Here is a 13,783-nt window from a genome sequence, read left to right as displayed (position 1 = left end):
CGGCGAAGGGCGGCTTGATCGGTGAGGCAACTACGGCTCCGCGTGCTGGCCGGGCTCTTCGTCGGCGCGGGCGTGCTGTCCTGGGCCGGCGCGCGCCTGTGGAACGCCCTCGGCACCCTGCCGAGCGTCCCGCTGGCCGCACCGATCGTGCTCGCGGCCATCGCCGCGGTCCTGCTGGCCACGGCCCTCTCGCTCCGGTCCCGGCTGCGCGCCCAGCGCGAACGCCGCCCCGGGGCCAAGGGCGTCGAGCCGCTGATGGCGGCCCGGGCCCTCGTCTTCGGCCAGGCCAGTGCCCTGGTGGCCGCACTGGTCGCCGGGGTGTACGGCGGCATCGGCGTCTTCCTGCTGAGCTACCTGGACCTGCCGCCCCGCCGCGACCAGGCGATCTACGCGGGCGCCGCCGTGGTGGCGTCGTTCGCCGTCATCGCCGCGGCCCTCTTCCTGGAGCACGTCTGCAAGCTCCCCGAGGACCACGACGACGACAAGAGCGTGGCCGCGGCCTGAGCCCCGGCCACACTCCCGGCCGCCGCACGCCCCGGCCACACTCCCGGCCGCCGCACGCCCCGGCCACGCTCCCGGCCGCCGCACGCCTCGGCGCCCTGCGCCGCCTCAGCGCGCCATGATGAGGCTCATCGCCTCGGCCCGCGTCGCCGGGTCGCGGAGCTGCCCGCGCACCGCCGAGGTGATCGTCTTCGCCCCGGGCTTGCGGATACCGCGCATCGACATGCACATGTGCTCGCACTCGATGACGACGATGACGCCGCGCGGCTCCAGGATCTCCATCAGGGACTCGGCGATCTGCGTGGTGAGCCGCTCCTGCACCTGCGGCCTGCGGGCGTAGACGTCCACCAGACGGGCCAGCTTCGAGAGCCCGGTGATCTTCCCCGAGGTCGCCGGGATGTACCCCACGTGCGCGACCCCGCGGAACGGCACCAGGTGGTGCTCGCAGGTGGAGAAGACCTCGATGTCCTTCACCAGGACCATCTCGTCGTGCCCCAGGTCGAACGTGGTCGTCAGGACGTCCTCGGCCTCCTGGAAGAGCCCCGCGAAGATCTCCCGGTACGACCGCGCGACCCGCGCCGGGGTCTCCCGGAGCCCCTCGCGGTCCGGGTCCTCGCCGACCGCGATCAGCAGCTCCCGTACCGCGGCCTCGGCCCGCTTCTCGTCGAACTCGCCGTACGGGCCGTTCGCGTACGCGCCGTCCAGCGTCACCGGGTCGGTCATCTGTGCCTCGTTCCTCTGCGCGCCGGCTGCGCGGTGCCTGCACGGCCCAACGAAAAGCCGCGCCCCCACAGGCTAAAACCTGGGGGGCGCGGCATCCATTCCGGTACGGGCGGGCGGCGGGTGAGGGCCGTCACACCTGTGCGGTACGGGGGTCAGCTCTCCGGACGGTCCTCCGAGGAGAGGTCCTTGGTGCCGGCGGTGGTGTCCGAGGACGCCGCCGAGCCGTTGGCGCTCGCCGAGCCGTTCGTCAGGGCGAGCTCCTTGGGCGAGAGCACCGGCGGACGCGTCGACGGGGTGCGCCGGGCCGAACCGGTCCACGCCGGGCGGGCCGGGCGCTTCACGATCGGGGCGAAGATCTCCGCGATCTCCTCCTTGCCCAGGGTCTCCTTCTCCAGGAGCTGGAGGACCAGGGTGTCGAGGATGTCGCGGTTCTCGACCAGGATCTCCCACGCCTCGTTGTGCGCGGTCTCGATGAGCTTCTTGACCTCTTCGTCGACGAGCGCCGCGACCTCTTCCGAGTAGTCGCGCTGGTGACCCATCTCGCGGCCCACGAAGGGCTCGGTGTTGTCACCGCCGAACTTGATCGCGCCGAGCCGCTCGGTCATGCCGTACTGCGTCACCATCGCGCGGGCCGTGGCACTGGCCTTCTCGATGTCGTTGGCGGCACCCGTGGTCGGGTCGTGGAAGACCAGCTCCTCGGCCGCGCGCCCGCCCAGCATGTACGCGAGCTGGTCGAGCATCTCGTTGCGGGTCGTGGAGTACTTGTCCTCCTCCGGGAGCACCATCGTGTAACCGAGGGCACGGCCGCGGGAGAGAATCGTGATCTTGTGCACCGGGTCCGACTGGGGAGAAGCCGCCGCGACCAGGGCGTGTCCGCCCTCGTGGTACGCGGTGATCTTCTTCTCCTTCTCGGACATGATCCGGGTCCGCTTCTGCGGGCCGGCCACGACGCGGTCGATCGCCTCGTCCAGGGTGGAGTTGTCGATCAGCTTCTTGTTGCCGCGCGCCGTGAGGAGCGCCGCTTCGTTCAGCACGTTCGCCAGGTCGGCACCGGTGAAGCCGGGGGTGCGGCGGGCGACGGCGTTGAGGTCGACGTCCTCCGCGACCGGCTTGCCCTTCTTGTGCACCTTGAGGATCTCCAGGCGCCCCAGCATGTCCGGGCGGTCCACGGCGATCTGGCGGTCGAACCGGCCCGGGCGCAGCAGCGCCGGGTCGAGGATGTCCGGCCGGTTGGTCGCCGCGATCAGGATCACGCCGCCCTTGACGTCGAAGCCGTCCATTTCGACGAGCAGCTGGTTGAGCGTCTGCTCGCGCTCGTCGTGACCGCCGCCCATGCCGGCGCCGCGGTGGCGGCCGACGGCGTCGATCTCGTCGACGAAGACGATCGCCGGGGCGTTCGCCTTGGCCTGCTCGAAGAGGTCGCGCACCCGGGAGGCACCGACACCGACGAACATCTCGACGAAGTCGGAGCCGGAGATCGAGTAGAACGGCACGCCCGCCTCACCGGCGACGGCGCGCGCGAGCAGGGTCTTGCCCGTACCGGGCGGCCCGTAGAGCAGGACACCCTTCGGGATCTTGGCGCCGACGGCCTGGAACTTCGCCGGCTCCTGGAGGAACTCCTTGATCTCGTGGAGCTCCTCGACGGCCTCGTCCGAACCCGCCACGTCGGCGAAGGTCGTCTTCGGCGTGTCCTTGGTGATCAGCTTGGCCTTGGACTTGCCGAACTGCATGACCTTGGAGCCGCCACCCTGCATCTGGTTCATCAGGAACAGGAAGATGACCACGATGAGGACGAAGGGCAGGAGCGACAGCAGGATCGAGAGGAACGGCGACTGCTTCGACGGCGAGACGGTGTAACCCTTCTCGATGTCGCCGTTCTCGAACTTCTGCTGCATCGTCTCGGCGAGATCGACGCCCTGGCTGCCGATGTAGCTGGCCTGGAACTTGCTGCCGGACTCGTCGTCGAGCTTCTGTCCGTCCTTCAGCTCGATCTTGAGGATTTGTTCGTCACCGGTGGTCAGCTTGGCCGACTTCACCTGGTTCTTGCTGATCGCCTGGACCACCTTGGCGGTGTCCACCGTCTTGTAGCCGCCGGACTGGCCGACGACATTCATCAGCACGACCACGGCGAGGACGGCCAGCACGATCCACATGACCGGCCCACGGAAGTATCGCTTCACGTCCATCCATACGGAGCGAAGTCGCCCCGTCCCTCCTGCCCGTAGGTAAATGCTGCTGTGAGATTGAGAGTGCTCTTCGGACCGTACCCCAGCATTGTGGCGTTCGACCGCCGAGGCCGTACCGGAAACCCTTATTCGAGACCTTCAACGGCGGGAGCGCGGTAAGGGTTCCCGGCGTCGCCGTGCTCCGGGGACGGCCCCCCGGCCGGCGTGCGGCAGGGGGGCCGTTTCTCCCGGCGGGGTGTCAGCCGCCGTACACGTGCGGGGCGAGGGTGCCGACGAACGGGAGGTTGCGGTACTTCTCCGCGTAGTCCAGCCCGTAGCCGACGACGAACTCGTTGGGGATGTCGAAGCCGATCCACTTCACGTCGATCGCCACCTTCGCGGCGTCCGGCTTGCGCAGCAGGGTGCAGACCTCCAGGCTCGCCGGCTCGCGCGACCCCAGGTTGGAGAGCAGCCAGGAGAGCGTCAGCCCGGAGTCGATGATGTCCTCGACGATCAGGACGTGCTTGCCCTTGATGTCGGTGTCCAGGTCCTTGAGGATGCGGACGACGCCGGAGGACTGGGTGCCCGCGCCGTACGAGGAGACCGCCATCCAGTCCATCGTGGCGGGGGTGGACAGCGCGCGCGCCAGGTCGGCCATGACCATCACCGCGCCCTTGAGGACCCCGACGAGGAGCAGATCCTTGCCCGCGTACTCCGCGTCGATCTTGGCGGCCAGCTCGACGAGCTTCGCGTCGATCTCTTCCTTCGTGAGAAGCACCGACTGGAGGTCGCTGCCCATGTCCTTCTCGTTCACCCGCGTCTCTTTCTTCGCCCGCCCGGCCCGGTGTGTGTCACCCGGGCCCGGCCGGCCATCTCGCCTGCACTTCAGCCGCTTGCTCTTCAGCTCTGCCGGATGACCAGTCTGCCACCCTGCCGCCGGGCTTCGACGCGGCCGGGCAGGTTGAGGGCGCGCTGGCCCCGCCATCCGGTGATCAGCCGGTCCACTTCCTCGACGTGCCGGGCGAAGAGCGAACCGGCCGGGGCGCCCGCGTCGATCACGGCGCGGCGCAGAACCCGGCGGCGCACGGCGGGCGGCAGCGCCCACAGCTTGGCGCAGTCCAGCTCGCCGTCGTCGTCGCGCACGGCGCGTGCCGCCTCGGCGGCCCAGTCGTCCAGCGCGTCGGCGTCGTCCCGGGAGAGCTGGGCCGTACGGGCGAGCGCCTCGACGACGCCCTTGCCGAGGGCCTTCTCCAGGGCGGGCAGCCCCTCGTGGCGCAGGCGGGAGCGGGTGTAGGCGGGGTCGGCGTTGTGCGGGTCGTCCCAGACGGGGAGGGACTGGACCAGGCACGCCTTGCGGACGGTCTGCCGGTCGAGCTGGAGGAACGGGCGGCGGTAGCGGCCGGCCGGCCCGGAGGCGGCGGCCATGCCGGAGAGCGAGCGGATGCCGGAGCCCCGGGCGAGCCCGAGCAGCACCGTCTCGGCCTGGTCGTCACGGGTGTGGCCGAGCAGGATCGTGGCGGCGCCGTGGCGCTCGGCGGCGGCGTCCAGCGCGGCGTAGCGGGCGTCGCGGGCGGCGGCTTCGGGGCCGCCTTCGCGTCCGACGTGCACGGCGACGGCCTCGACGGGGTCGAGGTCCATGGCGGTCAGCCGGGTGACGACCTCGGCCGCGCGCAGTCCGCTGCCGGTCTGGAGGTTGTGGTCGACGGTGATTCCGCCGGCCCGGACGTCGAGCTTGCGGGCCTCGAAGGCGAGGGCGGAGGCGAGCGCCATGGAGTCGGCGCCACCGGAGCAGGCCACCAGGACGAGCGGGCGCCGGGCGGGTGCGGGCCGTTCGGGGAAGGCCGTCCGGCCTGCTCCGCCGGCTTCGGCGAGGCGGGGGTTCTGGACCCGGTCGGGGTGGAGACCCTGGCCGGTGCGGAGGGTGTGTTCGGTGAGTACGTCGTGGAGTACGCGGCGGACCGCCAGGCGTATCGCCGCGACCGCAGGATGGGGACCCATGTCCGGTGCCCTTCTGGAGTTCTGGGGGGTGCCTCCGAGAGGCGGGACGGCGGAGCCCTCCCTGACGTCACTCAGAGTGCGTCGATGGTGACAGAGGCAAGCTGTTCATCGAGCATTGCACGGCTTCCCATGCCCTCATGGTCCCTCGGATGGGTGATTGGGGGACCTTTATCCGGTCGTCGGCCGCGTCAAGATCACGAATCTGCCTTACGGTGCACGCGCGCGACCCAGTCCGCGGGGGAGGCGATCTCGGCCTTCGTGGGGAGGGTGTTGGGCGAGGTCCACACCCGGTTGAACCCGTCCATGCCGACCTCGGCGACGACGGCGCTCACGAACCGCTCGCCGTCGCGGTACTGGCGGAGCTTCGCGTCCATGCCGAGCAGTTTGCGCAGGGCCAGGTCGAGGCGGCCCGCACCGCGCGCCCGGCGCTGCTGGAACTTCTCGCGGATCTCGGCGACCGAGGGGACCACGGCGGGTCCGACGCCGTCCATGACGAAGTCGGCGTGCCCCTCCAGCAGGGACATCACGGCGGTGAGCCGGCCGAGGATCTCGCGCTGGGCGGGCGTCTGGACGAGATCGACGAGGCTGCGCCCGCCGCCCTCGCCGCGCTCGCCCTCGGGCCGCCCGCCGACGAGCGACTGCACGGCCTCGCGCAGCTGTTCGACGAAGGTGGCGGGGTCCACGTCGGTCTGGTCCAGGAAGGACTGGATCTCGCCCTGGAGGTGGTCGCGCAGCCAGGGCACCCCGGTGAACTGGGTGCGGTGGGTCTCCTCGTGGAGGGCCACCCAGAGCCGGAAGTCGTGCGGGTCCACGTCGAGTTCGCGCTCGACGTGGACGATGTTCGGGGCGACCAGGAGCAGCCGGCCGCCGCCTTGGTCGAGGGCGGGCAGCTCCCGGCTCGCGGGGGCGAAGGTCTCGTACTGGCCGAGCACCCGGGAGGCGAGGAAGGAGAGCAGCATGCCGAGTTCGACGCCCGTCACCTTGCCGCCGACGGCCCCGACGACGCTCTGGCCGGGGCCGTTGCCGCGCCGCTCCTGCATCTTGGAGAGCAGCGGGCGCAGGAGTTCGCGGAACCCCGCGACGTTGGCCTTGATCCAGCCGGCCCGGTCCACGACCAGCACGGGGGTGTCGGCCGGGGCGGGGGCCCCGGGGCCCCGGGGGATCATCCGGGTGAAGGAACGGACGTGTTCCTCCGAGGCCTTGGCGTGGCGGCGCAGCTCCGCGACGACGGCGCGCGCCTCCTCGCGGTCGGTCTCGGGACCCGGCCGTACGAGCCGGGTCGCGGTCGCCACCGCGAGATTCCAGTCGACCAACTCGGCACCACCGATGCTCGTCATGCGTCAACCGTACGTGAGGGTGCGCTCCGGCGGTGGGGCGTCGACGGCCGCCGCCCGCGTCGGGCGACGGCGTCGCGGGGGCGTCAGCCGGTGCCGGTGGCGAGTGCCGTGGCGAGGTCGTCGAGTGCCTTCTCGGCGTCGCCCGGGGCGGTGGTGCCGGAGGTGAGGAAGGCGAAGGAGAGCAGCCGGCCGCGGGGGTCCACGACCGTGCCGGCCAGCGCGTTGACGCCCGTGAGGGTGCCCGTCTTGGCCCGGACGAGTCCGGCGCCGCCCGACTTCTCGCCGTAGCGGGCGTCGAGCGTGCCGCTGAACCCGGCCACCGGGAGCCCCGTGAGGACCGGGCGGAGTTCGGGGCGGGCGGGGTCGGCGGCGCGGGCGAGGAGGGCGGCGAGGAGGGCGGCGGAGACCTTGTCGTTCCGGTCGAGTCCGCTGCCGTCGCCGAGCCGGGCACCGGTGACCGGTACGCCGAGCTCCTTCAGCCGGGCGGTGACCGCCGCGCGGCCTCCGGCGAAGCTGGCCGGGCGCCCCGCGCCGATGGCGGTCTGCCGGGCGAGGGCCTCGGCGAGGTCGTTGTCGCTGTTGGTGAGGGTCCGTTCGACCAGGGCGGAGAGCGGTGCGGAGTGGTGGGTGGCGAGGACGGTCGCCTTGGCGGCGGGCCGGTGGGAGCGGGGTTCGGCCGCGGTGTTCACGCCGCTGTCCTTCAGATACCCGGCGAACAGGTGTGCGGCGTCGGCGGCGGGGTCGCCCGAGCGCGCGGCGGGCCCGTGGTCGCTCTTGTCGAGCCGCCCCTCGCGGACCATCAGCGCGCTCACCGGCGCGATGTTGTCGTTGGGGCCGATGGGGTGACGGGCGGGCCCGGAGTAGGCGGAGGCGTCGTACGTGAGGACGACCTCGCGCACCTTCCGGCCCGTCAGGGTCTTGGCGGTGGACCGGGCCAGCGCGCGCAGTCCGGCCTCGTCCAGGGTGGGGTCGCCGCCGCCGACGAGGGTGACGGTGCGCAGGTCGGGCGAGGCGCGCACGGTGGTGTCGATGCGGTGGTCGGGGCCGAGCTCCGAGAGCGCGGCGACCGTGGTGGCGATCTTGATGGTGGAGGCCGGGGTCATCGGGGTGCCTGCGGCGCGGGCGTAGATCTGCTTGCCGGTGGCGGTGTCCACGACGACGGCCGTCGTACGGGTGCCGAGCGCGGAGGCCTTGACCAGCCGGTCCAGCTCCTTGGCCGGAGCCACCGCCGCCCCGGCCGGGGCGCGGCCGGTGCCGAGGGCCGCGAGCACCGCGGCGGCGCTGGGGGCGGGCGCGGGCGCGGCGGGGGCCGCCGCGGAACTCCGGTGAGCTGCGTCACCTGTCCGGCCCTGGCCGGCTGCCCGGGCGCGTTCGGCCGTACGCTGACCGTTGTCCCAGGGGCCGGCGGCGAACACGGCGCCGGCGGCGACCACCAGGCCGACGACCGCGGAGCCTGCGACGAGCCGCCAGTTGTCCGGCAGGGCCGGTTTTCCGGCCAGGCCCTTCAGCTTGCCCCAGGGGCCCGACGGTTCCTTCGACGGTTCATCCACCGGCTCGGCCACCGTTGACCAGCCCCTTTCGCGAGCACACATCTGCGTGGGGGACACTTAACCACCAGTCGTATGTGTTGATCATGGAGGAGCCACCCGTGGAGTTCGACGTCACCATCGAGATCCCGAAGGGTTCGCGGAACAAGTACGAGGTGGACCACGAGACCGGTCGGATCCGCCTGGACCGTCGACTCTTCACCTCGACCAGCTACCCGGCCGACTACGGCTTCGTCGAGAACACCCTCGGCGAGGACGGCGACCCGCTGGACGCGCTGGTCATCCTGGACGAGCCCACGTTCCCCGGATGCCTCATCAAGTGCCGCGCCATCGGCATGTTCCGCATGACGGACGAGGCCGGCGGCGACGACAAGCTGCTGTGCGTCCCCGCGTCGGACCCGCGCGTCGAGCACCTGCAGGACATCCAGCACGTGTCGGAGTTCGACCGCTTGGAGATCCAGCACTTCTTCGAGGTCTACAAGGACCTGGAGCCGGGCAAGTCCGTCGAGGGCGCCGACTGGGTCGGCCGCGCCGCGGCCGAGGCCGAGATCGAGGCCTCCTACAAGCGTCTGCAGGACCAGGGCGGCGCGCACTGACGCGGTCCCCTTCGCAGGGGATTTCCGGTTCCGCTTCCGAGGGGTGGCGGGGCCGGTCCTGACGGGGACTCCGGGGTCACCCGGGGCCGCGTCGACAGCCTGAGGACAGCGTGAACGGGCGGTACACCTCATCGGTGTGCCGCCCGTTTCGCGTGCGGGTCCCTTGTCCGTGCCCATACTGGGCAGGAGTGCGGCCAAGAAGCGTCAGGCCAGGAAGAGCGAGGTCCAGCAGTGGCGGAACAGGGCGGTCCGGAGGACCAGAAGCCCCAGTCCGACGAGGCGCACAGTGCGTTCACCGCGCCCGCCGGGGTGGAGCAGCCCACGCTGCCGCTCGAAGACGACCACCCGACCTCGGAGTTCGCGGTGCCGGCCGGAGTGCAGCCGGAGCCGCCCGGGTCGGGTTCCGCTTCCGGGCCGGGACGGGCGGGCAGGAACCTCTCCGACTCGGACACCGGCGCCTCGGCCTTCACCCCGCCCCGGGCGTACGACGCGAGCCAGACGCCCGCGTTCACCCCGGCCCAGGGCATCCCGATGGTCCGGCTGACCAAGGAGGCGCCCTGGCAGGACCGGATGCGCACCATGCTCCGCATGCCGGTCACCGAACGCCCCGCGGCGGAGAGCGTCCAGCGGACGGACGACTCGGGCCCCGCCGTACCGAGGGTGCTCGACCTGACGCTCCGTATCGGCGAGCTGCTGCTGGCCGGGGGCGAGGGCGCCGAGGACGTGGAGGCCGCGATGTTCGCGGTGACGCGTTCGTACGGCCTCGACCGGTGCGAGCCGACCGTCACCTTCACGCTGCTCTCCATCTCGCACCAGCCCTCGCTGGTCGAGGACCCGGTCACGGCGAGCCGCACGGTGCGCCGCCGGGGCACCGACTACAACCGGCTGGCGGCCGTCTTCCGGCTGATCGACGACATCACCACCGAGGACGTGGACGTCTCTTTGGAGGAGGCGTACCGGCGCCTCGCGGAGATCCGGCGCAACCGCCACCCCTTCCCCGGCTGGGCGCTCACGGCGGCGGCCGGGCTGCTCGCCGGGGCGGCGTCGGTGCTGGTCGGCGGTGGCGTGGTGGTGTTCTTCGTGGCGGCGGCCGGTGCGATGCTCGGCGACCGGCTGGCCTGGTTCTGCGCGGGGCGCGGGCTGCCGGAGTTCTACCAGTTCACCGCCGCCGCGATGCCGCCCGCCGCGCTCGGGGTGGCGCTGACGCTCACCCACTGGAGCGACGTGCGGCCGTCCGCCGTGATCACCGGTGGGCTCTTCGCGCTGCTGCCGGGGCGGGCCCTGGTGGCGGGCGTGCAGGACGGGCTGACCGGCTACTACATCACCGCCGCCGCACGCCTGCTGGAGGTCATGTACTTCTTCATCGGGATCGTGGTCGGGGTGCTGGTGGTGCTCTATCTGGGGCTCCAGCTGCATGCCGAGCTCAATCCGGAGGAACGTTTCGTCGCCCATGACCGCCCGGTGCTCCAGATCCTGGCCTCGATGGCGTTGAGCCTGGCCTTCGCCATCCTGCTCCAGCAGGAACGTTCCACCGTGCTCGCGGTGACCCTGAACGGCGGGGTGGCCTGGATCATCTACGGGGCGATGGCCCGCACCGGCCACCTCTCGCCGGTCGCGGCCACGGCGGTGGCGGCCGGGCTGGTGGGCCTGTTCGGGCAGCTCTTCTCGCGCTACCGCTACACCTCCTCGCTGCCCTTCATCACGGCGGCCATCGGCCCGCTGCTGCCCGGTTCGGCGACGTACTTCGGGCTGCTGGGCGTGGCCCAGGGCGAGCTGGACCGGGGGCTCGCCTCGCTCTCCACGGCGGTGGCGACGGCGCTGGCGATCGCCATCGGGGTGAACCTCGGCAGCGAGATCTCCCGGCTCTTCATGCGGGTACCGGGTACGGAGACGGGCGCGGGCCGCAGGGCCGCCAAGCGCACCCGCGGGTTCTGAGACCTCGCACGGCCCCGGCGCACGCGAAACGGCGCCCGTCCCGTGTCGTACCGGGAGGGGCGCCGTACCAGGGCCGTGCGGGCGAGTGTCAGCGCTTGGCGTGACGGCCGCCGCGGCGGCCGGCGGGCGAGCTGCCGGAGGGGCCGCTGCCGGGCCGCTCCTCGTCGTCCACGCGGTTCGCGGCGGCCTTCTTCGACTTGGAGCGGGCCCGCAGGAACTCGATCGCGATCGGCACCACGGAGACGAGCACGATCAGGACGAGGATCGCCTCGATGTTCTGGTGCACGAACTCGATCTTGCCGAGCACCGCCCCGAGCACGGTCACGCCGACGCCCCAGAGCACTCCGCCGACGATGTTGAAGATGAGGAACGAGCGGTAGTTCATCCGGCTGACACCGGCGATGATCGGCGTGAAGGTGCGGATGACCGGCACGAAGCGGGCCAGGACCAGCGACTTCGGGCCGTACTTCTCGAAGAACTCGTGCGCCTTCTCGACGTTCTCCTGCTTGAAGAGCTTGGAGTCCGGCCGGTTGAAGAGGGACGGGCCCACCTTCCGGCCGAAGAGATAGCCGACCTGGTCCCCGATGATCGCGGCGAGCCCGATCAGGAGGCAGACCAGCCAGAGCGGGTAGCGCAGCTGGCCCGTGGTCACCAGCAGGCCCGTGGTGAACAGTATGGAGTCGCCGGGCAGGAAGAACCCGATCAGCAGTCCGGACTCGGCGAACACGATGAGGAGGACGCCGGGGAGTCCGAAGGTGTTGATCAGATAGTCCGGGTCCAGCCAGCTCGGGCCGAGCGCAAGCGTATTCAAGGGTCCGGGCTCCAGGATCGATCGATGGGGGCTGCGTGGCCGCCCCAAGCTATCAACGCGCCGGGGGTGCTCCGGGTTCCAGTGGCCGCGGTGGGCGTGCGCACGACACCAACCGGGGCAAAGCTGGTCCTCAGGAGGTGTCACCCATGGGCATCGAGGATTACGGCGGCGGCCAGAGCGACCACGCGGACGTGCTCGTCGTCACCACGAACGACGTACCCGGGCACCAGGTGACCCGGGTGATCGGCGAGGTGTTCGGGCTGACCGTGCGCTCCCGCCACCTGGGCAGCCAGATCGGCGCCGGGCTGAAGTCGATGATCGGCGGCGAGCTGAAGGGGCTGACCAAGACCCTCGTGGAGACCCGCAACCAGGCGATGGAGCGCCTCGTCGAGCAGGCGCGGGCGCGCGGTGCCAACGCGGTGCTGATGATGCGCTTCGACGTCTCCGAGGCGGCGGACGTGGGCACCGAGGTCTGCGCGTACGGGACGGCCGCGGTGATCAGCGAGCTGTGACGGCCGGCCGCACGTCCCACCCCGTGGGCGAGGCGTGCGGCGTGCCGGGGGTGCGGGGCGCGGGGCGGGCGGGGCGTGAGGCGGGGTGCGGGGCGTGAGGCGTGCGGGGCGTGAGGCGTGCGGGGCGTGCCAGGCGTGCGAGATAAGCGGCTTGTGCGGCTTTTGCGTGGATAGGGTGAGCCGGTGGCTCCCTCCCCCGCGTCGCACCCCTCTCCGGGCTCCCCCGGTTCACCGGACTCCCCGCCCCCCTCGGCCCCCGCCGCCACGCCCGCCCGGCGACTGCTGCCCGTCGTGCTTCCGGCGCTGCTGGTCGGGGTCGCCTCGGCGCTGATCCTGCTCGGCGTGAGCCTGCTGGCCGAGGAGTTCCAGGACGTGCTCTGGAAGACCCTCCCGGACGCGCTGGGGATCGGCCGGTACTCCTCGCTCTGGATGATCGTCATGCTCACCGCGACCGGTGCCGCGGTGGGGATCACCGTCCATCTGGTGCACGGCCACGCGGGCCCCGACCCGGCCACCACCGGACTGGTCGGCGCCCCGCTCGCCCCCGGGGTCGTACCGGGGCTGCTGCTGGTCACCGTGCTGGCACTGGCGGGCGGGGTGAGCCTCGGGCCGGAGAACCCGATCACCGAGGCCAACATCGCGCTCGCGTTCTGGCTGGGCCGTCGGCTCGCCCCGGACTCGCCCGCCCAGCTGTGGGTGGGACTCGCGGCGGCGGGCACCATCGGCGCCCTCTTCGGCACCCCGGTCGCCGCCGCCCTGATCCTCTCCGAGGTGCTGGCCTCCCAGCCGGGCCCGGGGGCGCTCTGGGACCGCCTCTTCGGCCCGCTCGCGGCGGGTGCGGCGGGGGCGCTGACCATGTCGCTGGCCGATCACCCCAGCTTCGACCTGCCGCTCCCCGACTACACCCACACCGGCTGGGGCGACCTGCTCGCCGCGCTGGTGATCGCCCCGGCGGGCGCGGTCCTGGGCATGGCCGGGGTGCTGGCGGCGCCGTGGACGCACCGGGCGTTCAAGGCGCTGCGGCACCCGGTGCTCGCCCTCACGGCCGGCGGGCTCGTGCTGGGGCTGCTGGGCGCACTGGGGGGCCATCTGACCCTCTTCAAGGGGCTGGAGGAGGTGAAGGAGCTGGCCGCGTCGCCCGACGGCTGGTCGGCCGGGGAGTTCGCGGTGATGGCGGTGGTGAAGATGGCGGCGCTGGTGGTGGCCGCCACCTGCGGCTTCCGCGGCGGCCGGATCTTCCCGGCGGTCTTCGCCGGCGCCGCCCTGGGGCTCTGCGCCCACGCGCTGGTCGACGCGGTGCCGCCGGCGCTCGCCGTGGCCTGCGCGGTGCTCGGCATGCTCCTCGCGGTCACCCGGCAGGGCTGGCTGAGCCTCTTCACGGCCGCGGTGCTGGTGAGCGACCTGGCGGTGCTGCCGGTGCTCTGCGTGGCGACGCTGCCGGCCTGGCTGCTGGTGACCGGGCGGCCCCAGATGCAGCTGCGCGAGGACGGTACCGCGCTGCGGTGAGCGGCCGTACGGCGCGGCGCCGAGGCCCCACGGTGCGGCGTCGCACCGGCTCCCCCGCCGGACGTGCCGGATGGGCTATTTGTCCGTATCGTCACATGCGTACGGCCTCTTGGAGCCGCACGAGAACTCCCGCCGTACGGCCCTCACCACCC

At 72.1% G+C, this 13,783-nt stretch carries 12 protein-coding genes; 5 read left to right on the top strand and 7 right to left on the bottom strand.

Annotation, left to right across the window (positions count from 1 at the left end; all coding sequences use genetic code 11):
• Positions 1 to 21 precede the first annotated feature (21 nt).
• Positions 22 to 504, top strand: coding sequence for a DUF3180 domain-containing protein (locus tag ACFWEE_RS18395; protein ID WP_386890296.1), 483 nt, complete (start codon positions 22 to 24; stop codon positions 502 to 504).
• Positions 505 to 609: 105 nt separating this feature from the next.
• Here ACFWEE_RS18395 and folE read toward each other — a convergent pair whose 3' ends face one another.
• The 6 genes from folE to dacB form a co-directional block, all read right to left on the bottom strand.
• Positions 610 to 1,224: a GTP cyclohydrolase I FolE gene (gene folE / locus ACFWEE_RS18390; protein WP_386890294.1), complete on the bottom strand. Its 615-nt coding sequence runs from the start codon at positions 1,222 to 1,224 to the stop codon at positions 610 to 612.
• A gap of 152 nt (positions 1,225 to 1,376) precedes the next feature.
• A complete protein-coding gene (ftsH, locus tag ACFWEE_RS18385; RefSeq protein WP_386890293.1) occupies positions 1,377 to 3,410 on the bottom strand; it encodes an ATP-dependent zinc metalloprotease FtsH in 2,034 nt (677 codons plus the stop codon).
• Between the two features lie 238 nt (positions 3,411 to 3,648).
• Positions 3,649 to 4,188: a hypoxanthine phosphoribosyltransferase gene (gene hpt / locus ACFWEE_RS18380; RefSeq protein ID WP_275496049.1), complete on the bottom strand. Its 540-nt coding sequence runs from the start codon at positions 4,186 to 4,188 to the stop codon at positions 3,649 to 3,651.
• Positions 4,189 to 4,289: 101 nt separating this feature from the next.
• On the bottom strand, positions 4,290 to 5,387 hold the full coding sequence (gene tilS, locus ACFWEE_RS18375) for a tRNA lysidine(34) synthetase TilS (RefSeq protein WP_386890292.1): 1,098 nt from the start codon (positions 5,385 to 5,387) through the stop codon (positions 4,290 to 4,292).
• 194 nt (positions 5,388 to 5,581) lie between these two features.
• Complete coding sequence (locus tag ACFWEE_RS18370) at positions 5,582 to 6,724, bottom strand: zinc-dependent metalloprotease (RefSeq protein WP_386890291.1); 1,143 nt, start codon at positions 6,722 to 6,724, stop codon at positions 5,582 to 5,584.
• A gap of 83 nt (positions 6,725 to 6,807) precedes the next feature.
• Positions 6,808 to 8,286 carry a D-alanyl-D-alanine carboxypeptidase/D-alanyl-D-alanine-endopeptidase gene (gene dacB / locus ACFWEE_RS18365; RefSeq protein ID WP_386890290.1) on the bottom strand — a complete coding sequence of 493 codons (1,479 nt, stop codon included), beginning with the start codon at positions 8,284 to 8,286 and terminating at the stop codon, positions 6,808 to 6,810.
• A gap of 86 nt (positions 8,287 to 8,372) precedes the next feature.
• Between dacB and ACFWEE_RS18360 the strand changes: the two genes are divergently transcribed.
• Together ACFWEE_RS18360 and ACFWEE_RS18355 are read left to right on the top strand one after the other, a co-directional pair.
• The gene (locus ACFWEE_RS18360; protein WP_327180093.1) at positions 8,373 to 8,867 is read left to right on the top strand and encodes an inorganic diphosphatase; all 495 of its coding nucleotides are present in this window, start codon (positions 8,373 to 8,375) and stop codon (positions 8,865 to 8,867) included.
• Positions 8,868 to 9,098: 231 nt separating this feature from the next.
• Entirely contained in the window at positions 9,099 to 10,802 is a 1,704-nt protein-coding gene (locus ACFWEE_RS18355; RefSeq protein WP_386890288.1) for a threonine/serine exporter ThrE family protein, read from the top strand.
• A gap of 88 nt (positions 10,803 to 10,890) precedes the next feature.
• On the opposite strand, the gene ACFWEE_RS18350 is transcribed toward ACFWEE_RS18355, so the two are convergent.
• Positions 10,891 to 11,613, bottom strand: coding sequence for a DedA family protein (locus tag ACFWEE_RS18350; RefSeq protein ID WP_386890286.1), 723 nt, complete (start codon positions 11,611 to 11,613; stop codon positions 10,891 to 10,893).
• 146 nt (positions 11,614 to 11,759) lie between these two features.
• Between ACFWEE_RS18350 and ACFWEE_RS18345 the strand changes: the two genes are divergently transcribed.
• Positions 11,760 to 12,125 (top strand): YbjQ family protein, encoded by a 366-nt coding sequence (locus tag ACFWEE_RS18345; RefSeq protein WP_327177166.1) that lies wholly within the window; start codon positions 11,760 to 11,762, stop codon positions 12,123 to 12,125.
• Positions 12,126 to 12,308: 183 nt separating this feature from the next.
• Positions 12,309 to 13,631, top strand: coding sequence for an ion channel protein (locus ACFWEE_RS18340; protein WP_386890284.1), 1,323 nt, complete (start codon positions 12,309 to 12,311; stop codon positions 13,629 to 13,631).
• Positions 13,632 to 13,783: the final 152 nt, after the last annotated feature.

The organism is Streptomyces sp. NPDC060184, assembly GCF_042728795.1.
In the GTDB taxonomy this organism is placed as follows: domain Bacteria; phylum Actinomycetota; class Actinomycetes; order Streptomycetales; family Streptomycetaceae; genus Streptomyces.
Note: the sequence above shows the minus strand (reverse complement) of the source record. Positions and strands in the feature narration are given on the sequence as shown.